17 protein-coding genes are annotated in these 20,829 nt (G+C 38.9%); 3 read left to right on the plus strand and 14 right to left on the minus strand.

Annotated elements, in window-relative coordinates:
- Positions 1 to 177 precede the first annotated feature (177 nt).
- From gcvH to ABNX05_RS21890, 5 genes are all read right to left on the minus strand, one after another.
- The gene (gene gcvH / locus ABNX05_RS21870) at positions 178 to 558 is read right to left on the minus strand and encodes a glycine cleavage system protein GcvH (protein ID WP_079561463.1); all 381 of its coding nucleotides are present in this window, start codon (positions 556 to 558) and stop codon (positions 178 to 180) included.
- 190 nt (positions 559 to 748) lie between these two features.
- Positions 749 to 1,105 (minus strand): arsenate reductase family protein, encoded by a 357-nt coding sequence (locus tag ABNX05_RS21875; RefSeq protein ID WP_349661639.1) that lies wholly within the window; start codon positions 1,103 to 1,105, stop codon positions 749 to 751.
- Between the two features lie 838 nt (positions 1,106 to 1,943).
- The gene (locus ABNX05_RS21880; RefSeq protein WP_349661640.1) at positions 1,944 to 3,728 is read right to left on the minus strand and encodes an acyl-CoA dehydrogenase FadE; all 1,785 of its coding nucleotides are present in this window, start codon (positions 3,726 to 3,728) and stop codon (positions 1,944 to 1,946) included.
- 120 nt (positions 3,729 to 3,848) lie between these two features.
- Entirely contained in the window at positions 3,849 to 5,021 is a 1,173-nt protein-coding gene (locus ABNX05_RS21885) for an acetyl-CoA C-acetyltransferase (protein WP_349661641.1), read from the minus strand.
- A gap of 53 nt (positions 5,022 to 5,074) precedes the next feature.
- The gene (locus ABNX05_RS21890; RefSeq protein WP_349661642.1) at positions 5,075 to 7,459 is read right to left on the minus strand and encodes a 3-hydroxyacyl-CoA dehydrogenase/enoyl-CoA hydratase family protein; all 2,385 of its coding nucleotides are present in this window, start codon (positions 7,457 to 7,459) and stop codon (positions 5,075 to 5,077) included.
- A 410-nt stretch (positions 7,460 to 7,869) separates the two neighbouring features.
- Here ABNX05_RS21890 and ABNX05_RS21895 point away from each other — a divergent pair, with 410 nt between their 5' ends.
- Both ABNX05_RS21895 and ABNX05_RS21900 read left to right on the plus strand, forming a co-directional pair.
- Positions 7,870 to 8,187, plus strand: coding sequence for a thioredoxin family protein (locus tag ABNX05_RS21895; protein ID WP_349661643.1), 318 nt, complete (start codon positions 7,870 to 7,872; stop codon positions 8,185 to 8,187).
- Positions 8,188 to 8,442: 255 nt separating this feature from the next.
- The gene (locus ABNX05_RS21900; RefSeq protein ID WP_349661700.1) at positions 8,443 to 8,946 is read left to right on the plus strand and encodes a C39 family peptidase; all 504 of its coding nucleotides are present in this window, start codon (positions 8,443 to 8,445) and stop codon (positions 8,944 to 8,946) included.
- Between the two features lie 408 nt (positions 8,947 to 9,354).
- Here the strand turns inward: ABNX05_RS21900 and ABNX05_RS21905 are convergent, their stop codons facing one another.
- The 8 genes from ABNX05_RS21905 to ABNX05_RS21940 all read right to left on the minus strand — a co-directional run bounded on the left by ABNX05_RS21905 (position 9,355) and on the right by ABNX05_RS21940 (position 17,834).
- Positions 9,355 to 10,242 (minus strand): 5'-3' exonuclease, encoded by an 888-nt coding sequence (locus ABNX05_RS21905; protein WP_349661644.1) that lies wholly within the window; start codon positions 10,240 to 10,242, stop codon positions 9,355 to 9,357.
- A 132-nt stretch (positions 10,243 to 10,374) separates the two neighbouring features.
- Positions 10,375 to 11,364 (minus strand): agmatinase family protein, encoded by a 990-nt coding sequence (locus ABNX05_RS21910; protein ID WP_349661645.1) that lies wholly within the window; start codon positions 11,362 to 11,364, stop codon positions 10,375 to 10,377.
- Between the two features lie 528 nt (positions 11,365 to 11,892).
- A complete protein-coding gene (locus ABNX05_RS21915) occupies positions 11,893 to 12,918 on the minus strand; it encodes a polysaccharide deacetylase family protein (RefSeq protein WP_349661646.1) in 1,026 nt (341 codons plus the stop codon).
- Positions 12,906 to 13,652: a hypothetical protein gene (locus ABNX05_RS21920; protein ID WP_349661647.1), complete on the minus strand. Its 747-nt coding sequence runs from the start codon at positions 13,650 to 13,652 to the stop codon at positions 12,906 to 12,908. The genes ABNX05_RS21915 and ABNX05_RS21920 overlap by 13 nt, the downstream gene beginning before the upstream one ends.
- Positions 13,633 to 15,306 (minus strand): GNAT family N-acetyltransferase, encoded by a 1,674-nt coding sequence (locus tag ABNX05_RS21925; protein ID WP_349661648.1) that lies wholly within the window; start codon positions 15,304 to 15,306, stop codon positions 13,633 to 13,635. The genes ABNX05_RS21920 and ABNX05_RS21925 overlap by 20 nt, the downstream gene beginning before the upstream one ends.
- 1 nt (position 15,307) lies before the next feature.
- The gene (locus ABNX05_RS21930) at positions 15,308 to 16,435 is read right to left on the minus strand and encodes a glycosyltransferase family 4 protein (protein WP_349661649.1); all 1,128 of its coding nucleotides are present in this window, start codon (positions 16,433 to 16,435) and stop codon (positions 15,308 to 15,310) included.
- A 14-nt stretch (positions 16,436 to 16,449) separates the two neighbouring features.
- A complete protein-coding gene (locus tag ABNX05_RS21935) occupies positions 16,450 to 17,085 on the minus strand; it encodes a sugar transferase (protein ID WP_349661650.1) in 636 nt (211 codons plus the stop codon).
- A gap of 305 nt (positions 17,086 to 17,390) precedes the next feature.
- Entirely contained in the window at positions 17,391 to 17,834 is a 444-nt protein-coding gene (locus ABNX05_RS21940; protein ID WP_349661651.1) for an SACOL1771 family peroxiredoxin, read from the minus strand.
- A 427-nt stretch (positions 17,835 to 18,261) separates the two neighbouring features.
- Between ABNX05_RS21940 and ABNX05_RS21945 the strand changes: the two genes are divergently transcribed.
- Entirely contained in the window at positions 18,262 to 18,951 is a 690-nt protein-coding gene (locus tag ABNX05_RS21945; RefSeq protein ID WP_349661652.1) for an NUMOD4 domain-containing protein, read from the plus strand.
- A 45-nt stretch (positions 18,952 to 18,996) separates the two neighbouring features.
- On the opposite strand, the gene ABNX05_RS21950 is transcribed toward ABNX05_RS21945, so the two are convergent.
- The gene (locus tag ABNX05_RS21950; RefSeq protein WP_349661653.1) at positions 18,997 to 20,700 is read right to left on the minus strand and encodes a GNAT family N-acetyltransferase; all 1,704 of its coding nucleotides are present in this window, start codon (positions 20,698 to 20,700) and stop codon (positions 18,997 to 18,999) included.
- Between the last annotated feature and the right edge of the window lie 129 nt (positions 20,701 to 20,829).

Here is a 20,829-nt window from a genome sequence, read left to right on the forward strand (position 1 = left end):
GAATCGGCTTTGTGCTTGCACAAAGCCGATTCCGTGACATCCGCCGGAGGCTTTAACTTCTTTCAGCGGCTATTGGGACACCCACTGAAAAGTATCTTAATCAACATTCATCTCAACATCTAAAGAGGTAGGAGACCATTGCTGAAAGAAGTTAAAGGCTTGTCTTATAAGCTTGTCTTATTCTGCAATCATTTCATCGTATTGCTCAGCTGTCATAAGCTTTTCAACTTCTGATGCATCAGCAGGCTCAACAACGATCATCCATGCTTTTTCATATGGTGATTCATTAACGAATTCTGGGCTATCTTCTAAATCTGCATTTACTTCAACTACTGTACCTGAGATTGGTGCATATAATTCAGAAACTGTTTTTACAGATTCTACGCTACCAAATGGATCATCTGTTTTGATTTCGTCACCAACTTGTGGAAGTTCAACGAAAACGATATCTCCAAGTTCAGATTGTGCGAAATGAGAAATACCGATACGTACTTTTCCATCTTCTACTTTAACCCATTCGTGCTCTTCAGAGTAACGTAAGTCTTTAGGTGTGTTCATGCAAAAACCCCTCCATAAATATGTAATATATTCACTTTCAGTGTGCCATACTTCTTCCATAAAAACAAGAATCAATTATGCCTCGGCATAATTGTGTCTGGGATCGGCTTTTTACTAGCACAAAGAACTCTTTTCCGATTTCCGTGACATCCGCCGGAGGCATTAACTTCTTTCAAAGAAGTTAAAAGCGTTATTTCCAAGTTTGCTCAAAATCTGATTCTTTAAACCCTAACGTAACTTTTTTTCCATCAGTTACGATTGGACGTTTAATTAACATACCATCTGAAGCAAGCAGTTCAAGTTGCTCCTCTTCAGTCATTTCAGCAAGCTTATCTTTCAAGCCAAGCTCACGATATTTCATACCAGAAGTATTAAAAAATTTCTTTAAAGGTAGTCCACTTACTTGCCATAAGTTTGATAGTTCGTCCTTTGTTGGCGGTTGTTCGACAATGTGTACATCTTCATATGAAACTCCATTGTCATTTAGCCATTTTTGTGCTTTTTTACAAGTAGTACATTTCGGATATTGAATAAATTGAATCGTCATTTAAAGGCTCCTCTACTATCATTTTTAGGAACTACATTTTCAGTGTATCCCTCATTTTCTGTAGTATACCATCATAACCGTTACGAACCAAAATGAAACAATTATTAACTTATTCCTTCCATAGCGTGGGGTTGATTTCCGTTCCGGCTGTGCGCTTTCCTGGGGGCGTCCGATGAGTCGCTTCGCTTCGCTGCAGGGTCTCGGGCCATCAGGATGTTGGTCACGAAGGCGTTATCACAGGACGTGATGCTCTTAGCCTTCGTTCCTCTATATCGCTGATCCCCAAGGAGTCGCCCAGCCTCCACTCCAATCAACCAATTCATATAGCGTGTGTTTCTTGCATATTTATCCGATTTATGTAATAAAACCAAGCTTTAGCTACCGGTGTTTTTTCGTGCGAAAGCGAAGTGTTATCGTAGCAGAATCAACAACATATGTACAATCGCCCTTACTATTCTGATTGATTATGATGTGTAGCCTTAGCGTTCTCATTTGCCATTCATAAAATTTATTAAAGTTCTATGATATTGTTGATTGAAGTGAAAGGCTACTCGACTCCCGTGGGAAAGCGAGACAGTCGAGACCCTGAGGCCAACATGATGTTGGTCACGGAGGCATTGTCACAGGACGTGACGCATTTAGCCTTCGTTCCTTTAGCGAAGGAAGCGGCTCGACGCTCGCCCACAGGAAGCTTTGCTCTGCGCGAAAGCGAAGCGGCAGCGACAAAGCGAGTAGCCTGGAACGGAAATTACCCCTCGTTTTGCAGCGCTATACTTTATTTCCAACAAAAAAACCTAGCTATCACATCTCTGTGGATAGCTAGGTTAAACCTGCCATATTAAACTACGAATTTTTCTGCTTCAATTAATTTAACAGAAGCTTCACGTTTCTTCGAGATTAAGTTATATGGGTTATTGCGAGTTAATTTACGTAGTGCAGACAATGTCATGCGTGCAGCGTCGCCATCTGCTGAAGCAAGAATCGTATCTTTTGCTTCTTTTTCAATTTCTGCAAATGCTTCTTGGCAGAAGATTTGAGTGTACAGTAATTTTTGATGAGCTTTTTCAGCACCGTCACGAGCAATCGCTTTTTCTGTACGCAATACAGCAGATTCCATAGCGAATAGTTGGTTTGCGATATTTGCAATCTTCACTAATACTTCTTGCTCTTGATCAAGCTTCGCACCGAAGCGTTGTGCTGCTAAACCTGATGCTAATACAGCAATTTTCTTCGCATTTTTCACAAGATATTTTTCCTGTGCTAACGGCTCTGTGCCTACATCTTCAGGCATTAACATGAGAAGCTCTTGTTGTAAATTTTGAGCAACTTGTAGTAATGGCAATTCACCTTTTATTGCCTTTTTCATAAATGTACCTGGTACAATCATGCGGTTAATTTCATTTGTACCTTCAAAAATACGATTAATACGAGAATCACGATAAATACGCTCTACTTCGTATTCAGCCATAAAGCCGTAACCACCATGTAATTGAACCGCTTCATCCGCAATGTAATCTAAAGTCTCAGAACCAAATACTTTAGCAATAGAACATTCAATAGCATACTCAGCAATTGCACTAGCAATCACTTTTCCTTGTTTTTGCTCATCTGGGCTTAGCTGACTTAAGCGGTCCTCAAATAAACCTACTGTACGATAGTTTAATGACTCAGACGCATACAATTGTGATGCCATTGTCCATAATTTTTCTTTTGTTAGATTGAAATCAGACAGCTTCGTTTTAAACTGCTGACGTTGATTTGTATATTGAATAGCAAGCTCTAATGCACGTTTCGAGCCACCGATTGTTCCAACCCCTAATTTATAGCGACCGATATTTAAAATATTAAAGGCAATAACGTGTCCGCGACCTACTTCACCTAAAAGGTTTTCTACAGGTACTTCTGCATCTTCAAGGATTAAAGTACGTGTCGAGGAAGATTTGATTCCCATTTTTTTCTCTTCTGCGCCAACTGAAACGCCATTGAAGGCACGTTCTACGATAAATGCTGAGAATTTATCGCCATCGATTTTTGCATAGACAACAAATACATCTGCAAAGCCTGCATTTGTAATCCATTGTTTTTCACCATTTAAAATATAGTGTGTTCCTGCATCGTTTAACTTCGCAGTCGTTTTTGCACCTAATGCATCAGAACCTGAACCTGGCTCTGTTAATGCGTAAGCAGCGATTAATTCACCTGACGCAAGCTTTGGTAAATACGTCTTCTTTTGATCTTCATTTCCGAATAGGACGATTGGTAAAGAACCAATACCTACGTGGGCACCATGTGTAATAGAGAAGCCGCCAGCAACAGACATTTTTTCTGCGATTAATGCAGAAGAAACTTTGTCTAATCCTAGACCTTCATATTCTTCAGGTACATCCGCGCTTAGTAAGCCAAGCTCACCTGCACTTTTTAGTAGACGAACCGAATGCTCAAATTCATGGTTTTCTAAATTTTCAACGACTGGTAACACTTCATTTGCTACATACTCTTCAGTAGTTTTAGCAATCATTTTATGCTCATCTGTGAAATCTTCTGGTGTAAACACACGATCTAATTCCACATCTTCAATAATAAATCCGCCGCCTTTAATGAAATCCGTTGTTTTTTCTGTCATTCTAAATTCCTCCCTATATATCTATTTTTAATAGTTTTTATCCCCAATATATAGAAAAGCTTGAAGTACTACGTTCGGAGGCAACCGAAAACGCTGCACTCCAAGCTGATCTAGCAAAAATTATAGAAGTTCAAATACTCCCGCAGCACCCATACCGCCACCGATACACATTGTTACGACACCATATTTCTTACCTTGACGCTTCAATTCATGAATGAGCTTTAATGTTAAAATAGCTCCCGTTGCACCAAGTGGGTGACCTAGGGCAATTGCTCCACCATTAACGTTTACTTTGTTTTGGTCAATGCCTAAATGACGTACGACTTGTAAGGATTGTGACGCAAATGCTTCGTTAATTTCCCATAAATCAATGTCATCTATTGATAAGCCTGCGATTTCAAGCGCTTTAGGTACTGCCACGATTGGTCCAATACCCATCACCTCAGGAGGTACGCCACCAACTGCAAAGCCTAAAAACTTCGCCATCGGAGTAAGCCCTTGTTTTTCTGCTTCTTCACGGTCCATCACAAGTACCGCTGCTGCACCATCTGAAGTTTGAGAAGCATTACCTGCTGTAACACTACCTTTAACATGGAAGGCCGGACGAAGCTTCGCTAAACCTTCTACTGATGTACCTGGACGTACACCTTCATCCGTGCTAAACGTGAATTTTTTCACCTGTAGTTTGTTGTTGTCATCTACATAATGTTGCTCCACTTCAATTGGTACGATTTCATCATTGAATTTACCTTCTTTAATCGCCTTTTCCGCAAGCTCATGTGAACGAACAGCAAAAGCATCCTGATCTTCTCTACTAACATTGTATTGACGTGCCACTTCCTCAGCTGTATGCCCCATCCCCATATAATATTGTGGAGCAGTCTCAGCTAATGTTGGATTTAAGCGAGGTGTATTACCTACCATTGGCACCATACTCATAGACTCGACGCCACCAGCAAGAATTGCCTTAGAATGTCCTAGCATAATACGCTCTGCTGCAAAAGCAATTGCTTGTAAACCCGACGAACAGAATCTATTAATTGTTAGCGCTGGCGTTGTATCTGGTAGTCCAGCAAGCGCTCCAATACTACGGGCTACGTTCATGCCCTGCTCGGCTTCCGGCATTGCACATCCTAAAATTAAATCGTCAATCGGACCTTCATAGCCCGCTCTTTTTAATGTTTCTTTGACAACAACCGCTCCAAAATCATCTGGTCTAACTGTTGCTAAAGAACCCTTCTTCGCTTTTCCAATCGGAGTTCGTGCTCCTGCTACAATAACGGCTTCACGCATCGTATTAATCCCCCTTTGTTTCATGTGCAAGTATAGTGAATTCAGTCTTAAAGTTAGTTACGCAGTGGTTTTCCCTTTAAAAGCATGTGCTGCATTCTTTGTTGAGATAACGGATCTGCCACTAAGTTTAGGAATGCCTCACGCTCAAGGTTTAATAGGTATTGTTCATCTACTAATGTGCCATATGGAACTTTACCACCAGCAATGACATACGCTAATTTTTTAGCGATTTTTAAATCGTGTTCACTAATATAGCCTGACTCAAACATTCCTTGAGCACCGATTAGTAGCGTACCGTATCCTGATGCACCGACTACAGGAACTTTCGTAGGCACAGGTGGTAAATAGCCTGCCTCATAAAGCGCTAGTGCAGCTTGTTTTGCATCATATAGTTGGTGATCTGGGTTAACAGAAATTCCGTCAGCAAAGTTTAAGAAGTTATTTTCACGTGCTTCTTCACCAGAAGTCGAAACTTTTGCCATCGCAATCGATTCAAATACTTTATTAGCAATATGTTGATAGTCTACTTCAACGCCATTCGGTAACCCTTTTAGGAATTTTTGGTAAAGCGCCTTATTACCGCCTCCACCAGGGATTAATCCTACGCCAACTTCGACTAGGCCCATATACGTTTCCATTGTTGCTTGAATATGTGCAGCTGGTAAGCAAACCTCTGCTCCGCCACCTAGCGTCATAGCAAAAGGCGCTGCTACAACAGGCTTGCGAGAGTATTTAATCTTTTGCATCGCATCTTGGAATGCTTTAATAACGAAATCTAGTTCAAAAATATTATCATCCTGTGCTTCTACTAAAATCATTCCTAGATTTGCACCAACACAGAAGTTTTTTCCTTGGTTACCGATGACTAAGCCTTTATAGTTCGCTTCTACTTCATCGATTGCAAAGTTAATCATTTGGATAATGTCTAAGCCAATTGCATTTGATTGGGAATGAAATTCAAGTAATGCAATTCCATCACCTATATCTATTAAACTAGCACCTGTATTTGATTTAATAACGCCGTGCTTTTTCTTATAGCGTTTTAAGTTAATTTCCTTCTCATTCACTGGCACTTTTACGTATTCAGAGCCATTATAATAGGCTAGGTCACCGTCCAAGTCGGAATAGAAAGTTTCAAAGCCGCTTGCTAACATATCTTTGACGAATGCCGGTACCTCACGACCTTCTTCCTCCATTTTAGCTACGGACTCTTTGACGCCAATTGCATCCCATATTTCAAATGGTCCTTGCTGCCAGCCGAAGCCCCATTTCATAGCATTGTCAATGGCAACAATATCATCAGCAATTTCACCGTGTAGCTGTGCAGAGTAAATGAGCGTCGGAGCGAAGATACCCCATAATAATTCTCCGGTACGATCCTTAGCATAAGTTAATGCTTTCACTTTATTTGCTAATCCACGAGTTTGTTTTGCCATTTCGATAGAAGGAGTTTTTAACTTTTTAACTGGGCTATACTCTAAAGTGTTTGGATCAATTTCAAGTATTTCTTTGCCTTGCTTTAAGAAGAACCCTTGACCTGATTTTGCTCCGAGCCAGCCGTTTGTGACCATTTTCTGTAGGAAATCTGGTACTGCAAAAACTTGCTGCTCTTCACCAGTTGTTTGATCATAAACGTTTTTCGCTACATGGATAAATGTATCTAAACCAACAACATCCAACGTTCGGAAAGTTGCTGATTTTGGACGACCGATTAATGGACCTGTTACAGAATCCACCTCACCAACTGAATAGCTACCCTTCATCATTTCTTGTAAAGTAATTAGTAAACCATACGTTCCGATACGATTTGCAATGAAGTTCGGTGTATCCTTAGCAAGTACGACACCTTTCCCAAGCACATCTTCGCCAAATGTTTTCATAAAGCTGACAACTTCTGGCGCTGTTGTGTTTGCTGGAATGACTTCAAGTAATTTTAAATAGCGTGGCGGATTGAAGAAGTGAGTTCCTAGGAAATGCTTTTTAAAATCTTCTGAACGCCCTTCCGCCATTGCATCGATACTTATGCCAGATGTGTTTGAACTAATAATTGTGCCTGGCTTACGTACAGCATCAACTTTTTCATATAGGCTTTGTTTAATCGCTAAATTTTCAACGACAACTTCAATAACCCAATCTACATCTTTTAATTTCTCTAAATCGTCCTCAAAGTTACCAACCGTTAGTAGTGATAAATTTTTCTTAGAAGTAAGTGGTGCTGGCTTTTGCTTTAATAACTTTTGCAGAGCTCCGTTGGCGATACGATTTCTCACAGCAGGATGCTCTAAGGAAAGACCCTTCGCTTCTTCCTCTTTTGTTAGTTCCTTCGGCGCAATGTCTAATAATAATGTTGGAATACCGATGTTTGCTAAATGTGCTGCAATTCCAGAGCCCATTACCCCAGAACCTAGAACAGCTGCTTTTTTAATGTTGTAAGTCACAAGCAATTCCCCCTTATTCTCCCATTGAATGAATAGCCATTCATTTTTTGACCAAAAAAATATCAAAGTTTGCCTTCGTGTATTTTTGTCCAGAATTTGAATCAGTCTAGCTCTATTCAAATTTAATCTGTGACATACAACTAAGGCTTATCTTCGTTCAACTACCATTTTAGTTTTTGTGGTTATTTTTTCCGTTGAATGAAGATAAAACTACTTTTTCTGTTTTCAGTGTAGAATATTTTGTTTCATTTAGCAATCTTTTTTCACCAATTATTTTTGCAATATACAACTTTTTTCGTTTTTTACGAGCGAAAACAAGACAATAAGCAGATAGCGATTATTCCAAACAGAAAACTTTCAGGTTGCGTTAAAAATGTGTAGAATGGTAAGCGAGGAGAGTGAAATAACAAATGAAAACAATTACAACTGCTGACCAATTTAATGAACTGATCTCTGGTGACCAAAAAGTGCTAGTAAAATTTTACGCTGGATGGTGCCCAGATTGCACACGCATGAATATGTTCATCGATCCAATTATCGAAGAGTACAACCAATTTGACTGGTATGAACTTAACCGTGATGAACTTCCAGAAATTGCGGACAAATATGATGTAATGGGTATTCCAAGCCTACTAATTTTCCAAAACGGTGAAAAATTAGCACACTTACATAGTGCTAATGCTAAAACACCTCAGCAAGTTACTGAGTTTTTATCTGCACAACAATAATTTAGATAGGCTATATTAGCAAATTTGATGTAGAAGAGCTACGTATTTGTGGCGAAAGCGAAGCGTCAGCCACAAGTTACTGAGTTTTTATCTGCACAGAAATAATTAACTAGGCTAAAATAGCAAAGTTAATATAGAAGAACTTCTGAGCTGTGGCGAAAGCGAAGTATCAGCCGCAAGTTACAGAATTCTATCTTCGATGAAAGAGCTGCATTTCTTTTTGAAATGCAGCTCTTTTTTAGAAAGGAGATTATGATGCGCCAACAATTGTCGCTACTTGGAAAATCACAATATGATGCAGCCATTTCACCCAACTATCGTAATTCCGCTTGTGGACCTACAACGGTACATGTAATCTTAAACTACTTGGAAGATCAAGCTCCTTCGGTAAATGAGCTCTATAAACTTCTCGGTGGCACGAAAATCGGGTTATTTAAGTGGCGTCTAATTCGCAATCTTCGTCGGCTCCGTCCGACATGGGATATTCGTGATTGTACTTTAAAGGAGGCTATGCAGGAAATCGATGCAGGGAGACCTGTCGTCATACGCTTTGACCGCTATTTTAGCCTGAATTGGTGCGATAAAAAGGCTGCCTTCGCGTATCATTGGGTACCTCTGATTGGCTATGAAATACAAAATGATGAGCTGTTGTTAATGTTCCATGATAATGGTGGTGCAAATCGTGAAAGTAAAATTCGAACGGCTCCTTTTAAAGATAATGAGAAAGTATTGAGCTTCGTCAAAATCACACCGAACTAAATGACAGCGTGCCTACAATGTTAGACACGCTCTTTTTCACTTATTTACTCTTCAAGAATACCTTTTAGAACTTGTGCAAAAAGCATGATCATGTAGATCTTGTTTATAGCTATAAAAAAGCAGAGCATATTTCTATACTCTGCGTGAATACCTTGAAGTTTATTAGTTAATTATGCCTCGGCATAATTGCGTCCGGAATCGGCTTTGTGCATAGTCCTGCAGATGTTTTTTGTGCGAAAGCGCAGTGCTAACGTAGCGTCAGCAACACGAGGGCCGACACGATGTCGGTCATTTCGGTAATGCCACAGGACGTGGCGTTTTTACCGATGCAGGTCAGTGGATGCGATGATTTTAGGCTAACATCCTCTGGAACTCCTTTTCGATTTCCGTGACATCCGCTGAAAGAAGTTAAATAAGTGAATACAACGAGCGTGCCTGCTTTGCGATTAATGTGTAACCACTTTGTTCTATTTCTTTGAACGTTTGGGGCTCGTAGTTCGGTAATACTAAGCTCGCTAAATCTGCCTCGATTGGCACGTTCGTTTGAATCGTTGCAAGCTCATGTGACAATTTTAGCATCTCTAAATTCTCTTTAATTTTCGTACGTTGACCAGGCTTTAATTCATCTAATGATGTAAGAACATTTTCAATAGAACCATATGTTTGAATTAACGTAAGTGCCTGCTTAGGTCCAATTCCCTTAACGCCTGGGTAACCGTCACTCGTATCCCCCATAAAAGCTTTGACCTGTGCAAATTGAATAGGTTCAATGCCATATTCCTCTTGAAAGCGTGTATGTGTATAAACGTCATATTCTGTGTAGCCTTTTTTGGTAAAAGCAATTTCTGTTGACGGTCTTAAAAGCTGCAGTAAATCCTTGTCTCCACTAATTACCGTAATGTCAGCCTCATCCTGAAATTTTGTAATCATTGAGCCAATTAAATCATCTGCCTCCATCCCTTTCACACCGAAGTTTTGCCAGCCGATTTGTTGAGATAAATTTTTCGCCATATCAAATTGCGGTAGCATTTCCTCTGGTGGTGATGGTCGATTAGCCTTATAGCCATCAAATAATTCATTGCGGAATGTGTGTGCACCCATATCCCAACAAACAGCAAGGTGTGTCGGCTTCATAATAGATTGTGCCATTAATACATGACGCACAAATCCTTGGGCGCCATTCGAAGGTGTCCCATCCGCAAGGCGAATATAATGCCCCATCGCTGCAGACGCAAAAAATGAACGGAATAATAGCGCCATGCCATCAACAATTAGTAGTTTTGGTTTTGTTGTCATGATAAATAATCCTCTCTATAACAATACAATGATTGTAGTAATTCATTAGTAAGCATTGTTCTATTATAGCAAACTATTATCAAACTTCATTGTAAATATATACAAGCCATCATTCTACGTCTCATTTTCGAACTATCTAATTAGGGCGTTGCCTCTTTTTGAAATTCGGTTGCGGTAATCCAGTCGAATACCTGTTAACCATTGCAAAAATGCTGTTACGCCCATCTTTACGGTTTCTGGACGTAGGTCCCCCTCTTTTGGATCCGCATAAACAAAGTCAATATGGCGGACTCCTTCATTTTCTCCAATGAGCTTTAGGATATCGAATAATTCATAGGCCGTTAATCCACCTGGTGTTGCTGCAGGTACATCTGGGGCGAATGTAATATCGAGCACATCCAAATCGACAGATACATAAATGCGATCTACCTCATACATAAGCTGACGGAGCATTTCGCGAATGGTTAATTGAATGCCATCACGACGCATTTGCTTTAACGTAATCATATGAATTCCTTGTTCTTTCGCATAGTGAATCATTTCTGGTGAATTAAAAAAGCCGTGTAGCCCGACATTATAAATATGTTTTCCCTCTACAATCCCTGTTGCAATAAGCCTCTGCATTGGAGAATCCATAGCTAAACCAATTTCCTCCTGATTCCGGGCATCCAAATGCGTATCAATTTGAATAATCCCTATGCGATCCTTTGGAAAAGCATTCTTTATTCCTCTTAAGGAGCAAGCTGTAATCGCATGATCTCCACCTATAAGACAGGTGAAACTTTTAGAATATGCGGTGCTTAAGCTTTCTGCAGCAGCTTCAATAGCTGACTCTGAAAGCATTCGATCCGTCTCGTGGATAGCCACATCGCCTACATCAACGACTGCCAACGAGCGCAAATCTACTTGCTCATCTAAATTATAAGATTGAAAGCTTGGCCAAGCCTTTCGGAACGCTGTTGGATATAGTGCTTTTTCGGATGGTTTACTACTATACGATAATAAAGCTCCGTACAAAATTATATCTACATCACTTGGAACCGGATTTTCTTTTTGTTTAACCCATTGATGCATAGCTGAACCATTTTCTTGCTTATACTGCCATTCTGGTTGAATAAACATGTTTTCGACCACCTTCATGCATTTTTCTATATATTAGCGTGGGATTGATTTCCGTTCTGACTGGGCGCTTTGTTGCTGCCGCTTGGGCCAACAGATGTTTTTTGCACGAAAGCGAAGCGGCAGCAGCACCGATGTTGGTCACGAAGGCGTTATCACAGGATGTGATGCTTTTAGCCTTCGTTCCTCTATCGCTGATCCCCGAGGAGTCGCCCAGCCTCCACTCCAATCAATTTATCCACATGACATATGTTCTAACAAAATGTCATCCCCATCTTTCAGGTGATGAGCAAAATTAAAGTCAATTGCCCTGTATTATTTTTCGTCCTCTTTAAAAATACCTAGAGAATTACCTTTAACATTAATAGTACCATTAGTACATATAATTTCGTCAAAGTTCAGGATTTTTCCTCTTAATTTTGAAAAATCCCCCACAATCCATTTACCCCTAGAACATAAAAAGGAGCAAACTAGGAAATTTTCTAGTTTGCTCCTTTTCCTATACAGTGGGGGTTTTCACCTCACCGATTATTAGTCTTCACCGATAGGGCTTTTGCGGGATAAAGATTGGCAAAGCTCTGCGACCTCGTGCATCGTATAGCTTTGAAAGTTATATTGTTGACGCAATTCCTGATAGTACTGTAAAAGTTCCTCAAGCATTGCTAAATTTTTTTCTATGTTCTTGCCAAAATTATGAGGGTGCCACCATAAATGATAAAAAGCTTGAGACATTGCAGCTGCATGCATTCCCTCTTTAATACGCTTAACCTTGAAGCCTTCAAATAATCGTAATGGGCTACAATAAGGTCTTAAAAATGCACTTGAACGAATGTTAATAAAGGAATCCTTTTGCATTTCTTCTAGTGTTACTAGATGATTTCCTGTTACATTCACATAGCTATCCAGCCATTTTTTTGCACCTAATAGTCGACCTTTTTTTGTGAATTTTTGAGGATCGTATAACGGATGTTTTTCATTTCCGCGATAGCATATAAACCCTACTTCCTGACATGCTGGGAAATATGCTTCATTCACTTGATTTCGTGGAAAAACAATCGATTTCATCGGTGTGATATATTCTTCAGAAATCATTGCAGTTGCGTGTAAATCTGCACGAAAATCTGCTTCAGTTTGTCCACTTTCTAAACAGTAAAAATGTGAAAATGTATGACTTCCTATTTCTTGATGTGGTGTATGTTTAATTTTCTCAATTAAGGATTTGCCGAAATGTAAGAGGTCATCCTGCTCATCTTCTCCTACTTTTGCAAATTGTGTATGTGCTGCATAATGCCTGTTTTTATATTTTACAGGGATCCCTCTTAAGTAGTGAGCCATTTCTGCTTTTGTTTCTGCAAACAATAGACCAACCGTAGCCCAAGTCGCATGAATGCCATATTGTTCAAACAACTCTAGTATTTTAGGCAGTGCCTCACGCACACCATATAAATTTTTATTGTATTGTCCGTACTTAAATACATCGTGGACACCCCAATTTAGCTCAAAATCCAATGATATAACAAGTCCTCCACGATTCACTTCAATTACTACTTCCTCCATTTTTGCACGCCCAATAACAGTGCACGTATTTTTGATTGAGTAATGTAGCCAGAGTATACATCGACGACTTGTCCACCGAAGCCTTGCTTAAATGCACGAACATTTTGGTCATCCGTTAGCTTCCCCATATCATATAAACTAAAGCCCTGCTCCTTTAAATGCAATAAATTGTGCCAGAGTAAGAAACGATTTGCATAACGAACTGGTCTTTTTAAATGATCTGGTACCGATTGAGAATGACAAGTCGCTACATAATAGGACATTGCTTTTTTACCGTAAACAATATCGAGTCTATAGCAAAGTGTTTGTCCACAAATACTTCGAATCTCAGACAACCATAACGCTCCTTTATCTTTTAAGAGCGTAATAGCTTCCATTTGAGCCTTACTTATAAGCTCGAGTTTTTTCCTTTTCGCAAAATTATTATAAAACTGTTGAAAGGCTCGTAAATTTTCATCTGATGGTTCTTTATAAATAAAAACTTGATAGGACTCTTTTTGTGCACGACGAAGTATTTTTCGATTACTTTCGGAAAGAGCAAGATACAATGATAACTCACTATCTGTCAGGTGAATATGAACCGTTTCACTTTTAACAAGCTTACGGCTCGGTACAAGTGAATTTGTATAGCCAACGACCTTCATTGATTTTCTAACATTGGCTGGCTTTTCTACAAAATAAAAATGCTGCATTGCGATATTCCATCGCTTACTTTTAATGGACAGAATGAACATCGCCCCCACTCTCTGTGTATTTTTCTACATGATTTCGCTCATAACGAGCACATTTAAAATGTTTCATTCGAGAAATACGTTTATAGCCTAGCTGCAATAATCGTTTACGCTTTCGCCAGTGCCAAAAGCTTGCAGTAACCCAAAGTGTTTGTGCAGGTTTCATTTTTTGGAAAAAGGCTGTGATAATATCGATATTTTTATAAACATCATAGGTTAAAAAACATGTCTGCTTCGGCAATGCTTCAACAATTTGCAATTCATCTACACGCCAGTTCACCGCATGTAACGCAAACGCAGGCTTATTCGTTGCTGCAAAAGAATCTTTATAAATAGTGTATCCCTTATAAAATAAAGAAATAATTTCCTCATCATCGAGTTGCATCGCCTCCTGAATCGACAACTCCTCAAACAAATCACCTACAGGTCGATTCGGTGTCACACTATCTGATGGGGATAATTCATACAAATCCACTTGCTTATAACGAATAAATTTTTCTACGAATAGTTGTCCATATTCTAGCCAATCTTTCACTTTTCCATACTTTACTAAGTAACGTAATTGACCTAGAGTATTGCGTTTCCACTCAACAATACGATGATTGCCTTTTAATAATTCCTTTAGCCGTTCCTTCAGCGTAAAATGACCCGCCAATAGCTTTGCTCGTTTCGTTTCACTGCTTACGAGCATACGCCTTGTAAAATCAATATTAGAGCGCCAATCGAACTTATACGACTCATAGCCAATACTCATATCGAACAAGCGATAATCTTCAGAATAGATTCGCTTGATCGTTTCTTGATTCACTAATCTACCTGGCCCAAATATATTAAATGTCGGCTCATGCGCTAGTGCATAAGTGACATAACGTCCTCGACAGCAAATTCCATAGGTAAAAGCAATCCATTGGTCTTCAAAAACAAGTGCGTCTACCTTAGCTTGCAACGCTTCCCCTTGAAGAAGGGTTAACTGTTCGAAGAAATCCTTTTTCTTGCCCTTCGTAAAATCACTTGTGTCTATTTTTTTTGCCCATCGTCGATTAAATAATTTAAACATTTGCCAAAGCTCGTCCTGTGAAGGTATTTTCCTCGTTAATGAGCCTAATTTCCGTAGCTTCCGTTCTCTTCTATCCACACCATGCATTTTTCTACGTTGATTGAAATAGCTATGAAAATCTATATCGCGAAAGGCGAGATACGGTGTTACTACACGAAAAATACTCGGGCGTAACTGCCTTTCAACAAAATATTGCTCGATAACCTTTGTAGAGTCTTTGCTTTCCAATAAACCATGAAACGAAAATAGTAGATGTTTATACTTTTCAATGAGCTGATCAAATACAAAGGTCGTAGCAGGAAACAGCCATTCTTTTTCCGCTATAACACCGGAGTAATTTGCAATATTTTCTCCAGCAAAGGCATAAATTCGTACTCCCCATCGAAGTCGAATCGTAAAGGGGAAAAAGGCAATGATCGCACCATTTTCTTCAACAGCATAGAGTTCAACGCGCTCTCTACGCCCAACAATTTGCCACCAGTTATAAAACCAAGCAAATTCTATAAATGGATTATCATTGCCCTCCGCTTCTAAAATCCCATCCCAAATATCCTTGTACCACATAAGCTCATCATCTGTTCGAATGCGAATTAATTGCAAATTAATCACCTTTCTTAACGGACTTTGATACAGCTTGTTCGTAGACGAATAGGGTCTTCTGATACATTGGTAGAAACGTAAAATCCCTTAAAAATCTACGCTCACTTGCGTCCCCCATTTTTTGACGACTGTTCTTATCCATCAACAGTTGTTTAAGCCTGTTCTTTAATAGGTCTTTATCATCTCGGTTAATTAAAAATCCATTTTCATTATCAGAAACTAACTCATTGACGCCACCTACATTCGTGGCAATAATCGGAAGCCCTGCTCGCATCGCTTCAATAATTGAAATCGGTAAGCCCTCCCAATCTGATAGCAAAACAAATAAATGACTTTCCTCAAGTAAAGAGGCGACATCTAATTGATTGCCCAAAAATGAGACACGATCCGTTAAACCTTTAGTAGCAATAAATTGTTCTAAATTAGGACGTAATGAGCCATCACCTATTAATTGAAGGTGCCAAGGTATATCAGAAAGCTCCGCTAAAGCCTCTAGCAATAAATCCTGTCTTTTTGGCACTTCAAAACGAGCAACCATCACAATTAATGGGTGCTCCTGCTTCTCTCTATTAGGCGCTACTTGCTTCTCTATTTGGTCAATGCCATTATGAATCGTCAGCATTTTTTGAGCAGGAGCAATTTTTTTCGTTAATGCTAACTTGCGATCGTATTCTGATACCGTAATAATCTTAGCTGTTAACGGCTGAACTGATTTTTCCATTCGACGATACACCATCTTTTTTTTATGTGGTACGCCTTCGGTAAAACTCCAGCTATGGGCTGTAAAAACAGTAGGAATACGTAAAAGCCTACCTACTACACGTCCAATCGCTCCTGCCTTTGATGAATGGGCTGCAATAATATCTGGCTTTATTTTTTTAAATTCGGTTCTTAATTGCCAAAAGGTTTGTAAATCCTTTTTTAAGTGAATCTCCCGCTGCATAGCTGGAATACTAATAACATCAATTTTTTCTTCTTGAAAGCGCCACAATGATGGATCATAATGGCCTGTTACAATAGTTACCTCGTGAGCATCTTGCTTCAATTTTATGGCAAGAGCCTCCACATGCTTTTGTGCTCCACCGATCTTATCCATCCGTGTAATAAGCTGAACGATCTTCAGTACCAAACACTCCTTAATATTTAATAAGCACCTGTTCTCGCTAAAACTACGAAAAGTGTTTTGATAATAATTTTTATATCCATCCAAAATGAATATTTAACAACGTATTCTAGGTCATATGAAATTTTTTGTCCGTGAGAAATATTTGAGCGGCCGTTAATTTGAGCAAGCCCTGTTAAACCAGGCTTCACTTCTAAACGTCGTGCCTGTAAATTGTTATAAGCATTTGTAATGGTTGGAACTTCTGGCCGTGGTCCAACAATACTCATATCTCCTTTTAAGACATTAATGAGCTGAGGAATTTCATCAATACTTAACTTCCGAAGAACAGCCCCAACTTTTGTGATTCGCGCATCCTGTTCAGTTTTAAAATAAAAATCATCCGGAATTCCGTCAGCACACAATCTTGGCATTTTTACTGGAACTGCCTGTATGGTCATTGTCCGCAGTTTCCAAATAACAAAGCGCTGATGTTCCTGTCCAGTACGGATTTGTTTTAAAAAAACAGGGCGACCTGTACTAATGAGTAGAATGAGGAAAACTACTAACATAAGAGGAATTGTTATGAAAAGTAATAGGAGTGCCCCCACAATATCAAAAATTCTTTTTCCGTTTTTACTATAAAATGTTTTAGTCTGAGCTAACTGCCCGTGCAATACATCATCCTTTGCATTTTTTTAGCACTTAACTTTATATATTCATTTGGGACATTTATAGAACTACTTTTGACAAAGCATTTTCATAATAAAATAGTAAAAAGGGGTCATCACCATGACGTAGGTTGATTTCCGTTCCGACTGGGCCCTTTCCCCGGGGCGCCCTGTCTTCACTTCAATCAGCTTACAGTTTATGCATACATTTCCCTAACTTTGGGGATGCATCAAAAAAGGAGTTTTCCAAAATTATTTTGAAAAACTCCTAAATTATTATATATTCTGCCTTGAATGGATATGTTCAAATGTTACCCTTGTATAATTTGCACATCACATGCAATTTGAACATTGCCTTTTAATGCCTTACTAATCATACATGTTTGTTCTGCCTTCTCAGCTAATCGATTAATTCTCTTTTGTTCTCGCTCCGTTAAATTTTGTACAACAATTTTTGGCTTATGAACGATTCGCTCATAAGTAAAAACACCATTCGTGACATCTACATAACCTTCAGCTTGCATAGACAAATCCAACAGATCAACTTTCGCATTTTCAAGTAATGCAGCCAGTGTAATTAAATAGCACGTCGCTGCCGCTCCAAGCAGCATTTCATCAGGATTTGTCCCAACCCCTGGTCCATTCATTTCTCGAGGAATAGAAATTTTCGTATGGAGATTGTCCGCAACAATCGTACCTGTTCCATTTCTCCCCTCCGACCATTTTAAATTCATATTAAATAAATGTTGAACCATAATAAAATCCTCCTTTTGGTTATATGGATATGATTAGAGCAGTTACCGAGCAGTTCCACACGCTCGGATCAGTTTTCTTGATTACCCGACCAATTCTATTACCAACCGAATCAGTTTGCAAGGTTGCCCCAAGCGGCTCATCGTACACCCCCAGGAAGCTTTGCTTTGTGCGAAAGCGTAGCGGCAGCAACAACAAATGTTTTATCTGCGCGAAAGCGAAGCGGCAGCGGCAAATGTTTTAACTGTGCGAAAGCGAAGCGTCAGCAACAAAGCGCCCAGCCGGAGCGGAAATCAATCTCTCACTATGGCGATAAACGCTTTTCTTAGAATTATTAAGTGAAATAATATATCATCAAATATTTAAGAAAAACAGAGAAGCTGATTTTATGGTAGAATAGAAAAAACAATTCTTTAGGAGATTTAAAAAATGATTTTAACAAAGCAACAAGCAATACAAGCACTTAAAAAGAACAAATTTATCGGTTTTACTACTAAAACAGGAAATATTATTATGAAAAAAATGAATAAAACCGATTATAATATTTTCGTGTTTGAAGAAGGTAAAGATAAACCAGTGCGTTATGTAGGCTCTATTATGAACATAATGGCTACAATGAGCGACAAAGCTTCTAACAAGGATTTTGTCATTATGGAACAGCTTGCACCTCAAAATAACGAAGAGGCTACGACTGTGGAGACAGAGGAAGTTAATGAAGTAGCTACGTCTGTAGAAAAAGAAGAAGTTCAAGAAGCTACTAAGCCTGTAGAAAAAAATAAAGTCAAAGAAGCAAAAAAAGAAAAGAAAGAAAAAGTAGAAAAAACAGCTGAGATTAATGAAGAAAAACGTGCCATTTCAGGTTACGAAGGCTTATATGAAGTTACAGCGAGCGGTCGAATCATTAATGTGCGTGTAAATCGTCCATTAGCTCGATGCAATGATGAATATGGTTTCCATATTGTTCGACTAACAAAAGAAGGTACTGCTTCAAGTCACAATGTGTTTGAACTTTGGAAACAAGCATACCCTGAACTTGAGCAAACTAATTTTAAAGGTGCTCTAAAAGCGAAATATGGTACAGGCTGCAAGCTATCTGATAAACCAGGCATACACTTTTAATCATAAAAAATCCCTAGCGTCGTTGCATTGACGCTAGGGGTTTTTTTAGATTAATAAAGGCAAGATTGCTAATTGCCATAGATGGTCAATATTTTGCCCTTGTGATTGAAGATATTTTAACCAATTGTTTTCTTGGCGGTATACCTTTTTCTTATTAAATAATTGAATTATTTTTATCCTCTCTATCCTTTGAAAGCCTAATTGCGCTAGCTCTCTACGTCTTTTTCTTTCATACCAATAAACGGATGTACAGACGGCGATTCCTTCCTTCTGCACATTGGCAACTACATCGGACAGCTGATGATTTTTTTCTTTAATGTAGGAAACATTTGATGGAAGCTTAAGTGTAAATCCTGTAGCTTCTTCACGAAATAGCTGATCATGTCTTACATAAGCTATTTCATTCGCGCTATTTCTAAAGATCCGATAGCCTTTATGATAGTTTGATACGTAATTAGCACGCCCCTCCCATGCCATCACATCCTGAATAAACGCTTCATTAAAACTGGATGTAGTTTTACATTGTCCATTCTTAGCAACATAAATATCAAACATATGAACAGCTATTATGCGATTAATTCCCTTTTTGAAAGAACGGAACCAATCCTTTAGTCTGGCATTTTTTAAAAAATAGCACAGCTCCCCTAATCGATTTCGTTTAAATTTTACAAGCTGGTGATTATTTTTTAATTGACCTTGCAATCTGTCTCGTAAGACCATCATCAACCGTAAAATACGCTCTCTTTTGCCGTTTGTACTCATTACAAACTTTCTTGAAAAATCAACATCCGTATACCACTCAAACTTGTAGGGCTCATAACCGCTACCTAAATCATAAAAACGATAGTTCTTAGCGTGTGCTTTGAGCATATTTTCTCTCTCGATTATACGACCAGGTCCGAACATATTAAAATCAGGTTCATGTCCCATAGCTTGGCAAAAATTTCGATCTCTACAGCAAATATCGATAGTAAAGCCAATCCAATATCCCCCAAACTGGAGACTATCTACTTCTACTCGAAACGCGTTACTTTTCTCCTTTGCCAATCGCTCAAAAAAGAGTCGTGTTTTAGCTTCTGTAAACCCACTTGTATCGAGTTTCTTCCGCCACCTTCTCGCAAACAAATTAAACATGCCAGCTAGACCTTCAGGATGTACCTCTTGAAAAGATACTTGACCAAGCGCCTTTAACTTTTTTTCACGCCGTTGAATCGATTTAAATTTTTTTCTATGCTTATGAAGAAAATCCTCTAGCTTTATAGATTGAAAATCAATATAAGACGTGACCGTACGAAAAATAGAATGAGGTACTTGATGCTCTATTGCATATTTTTCTAATATTTGAGATGTATGTTCACTTTCTAACAAGCCATTTAACGCTATAATAAACCGTCCATCTTTCTGAGAAAGCTCCCTTAGTAAGTATTTTATTGCGGGTTCCTTCCATTGCTTCTCTGCAATGACGTCCATATACGATGCAAACCCTTGTCCTAAAAAAATATAATACTGTATACCACCTAATCGTTGACAACGAACAAACGGGAAAAAGGCTATCGCCATACCTTTATGCTCGACTATGTAAATCTCTACGTTGTCATGAACACCTAACGTCGTCCACCATGTCGAAACCCATTCAAATTCAATGAATGGATTATTATTTTTTTCACGTTCAAGTATTTGTGACCAAGTACTTTTATAGAACTCTAACTCTTCTATCGTTGTTACGAGTCTATAAGATAGCACGTGCATAATCTCTCCCTTCTATTTTTTACAGCTCATCTCCATAAAGTGGGGATCTCCATTCCTACGTGTGTCGCTCAGGCTCTACACCATAACTTATAGCTGACAAGCATTTTGATAAATATCATCCCTATTTTT

Source organism: Lysinibacillus zambalensis, assembly GCF_040183165.1.
Lineage (GTDB): Bacteria > Bacillota > Bacilli > Bacillales_A > Planococcaceae > Lysinibacillus > Lysinibacillus zambalensis.

Coding starts and splice junctions, on each gene's coding strand:
- gcvH (WP_079561463.1), bottom strand. CDS start 558: ATGAACACACCTAAAGACTTACGTTACTCTGAAGAGCACGAATGGGTT.
- ABNX05_RS21880 (WP_349661640.1), bottom strand. CDS start 3,728: ATGACAGAAAAAACAACGGATTTCATTAAAGGCGGCGGATTTATTATT.
- ABNX05_RS21940 (WP_349661651.1), bottom strand. CDS start 17,834: ATGGTTCAACATTTATTTAATATGAATTTAAAATGGTCGGAGGGGAGA.
- ABNX05_RS21900 (WP_349661700.1), top strand. CDS start 8,443: ATGCGCCAACAATTGTCGCTACTTGGAAAATCACAATATGATGCAGCC.
- ABNX05_RS21915 (WP_349661646.1), bottom strand. CDS start 12,918: ATGGAGGAAGTAGTAATTGAAGTGAATCGTGGAGGACTTGTTATATCA.
- ABNX05_RS21945 (WP_349661652.1), top strand. CDS start 18,262: ATGATTTTAACAAAGCAACAAGCAATACAAGCACTTAAAAAGAACAAA.
- ABNX05_RS21950 (WP_349661653.1), bottom strand. CDS start 20,700: ATGCACGTGCTATCTTATAGACTCGTAACAACGATAGAAGAGTTAGAG.
- ABNX05_RS21875 (WP_349661639.1), bottom strand. CDS start 1,105: ATGACGATTCAATTTATTCAATATCCGAAATGTACTACTTGTAAAAAA.
- ABNX05_RS21920 (WP_349661647.1), bottom strand. CDS start 13,652: ATGTTCATTCTGTCCATTAAAAGTAAGCGATGGAATATCGCAATGCAG.
- ABNX05_RS21885 (WP_349661641.1), bottom strand. CDS start 5,021: ATGCGTGAAGCCGTTATTGTAGCAGGAGCACGAACTCCGATTGGAAAA.
- ABNX05_RS21905 (WP_349661644.1), bottom strand. CDS start 10,242: ATGACAACAAAACCAAAACTACTAATTGTTGATGGCATGGCGCTATTA.
- ABNX05_RS21895 (WP_349661643.1), top strand. CDS start 7,870: ATGAAAACAATTACAACTGCTGACCAATTTAATGAACTGATCTCTGGT.
- ABNX05_RS21910 (WP_349661645.1), bottom strand. CDS start 11,364: ATGTTTATTCAACCAGAATGGCAGTATAAGCAAGAAAATGGTTCAGCT.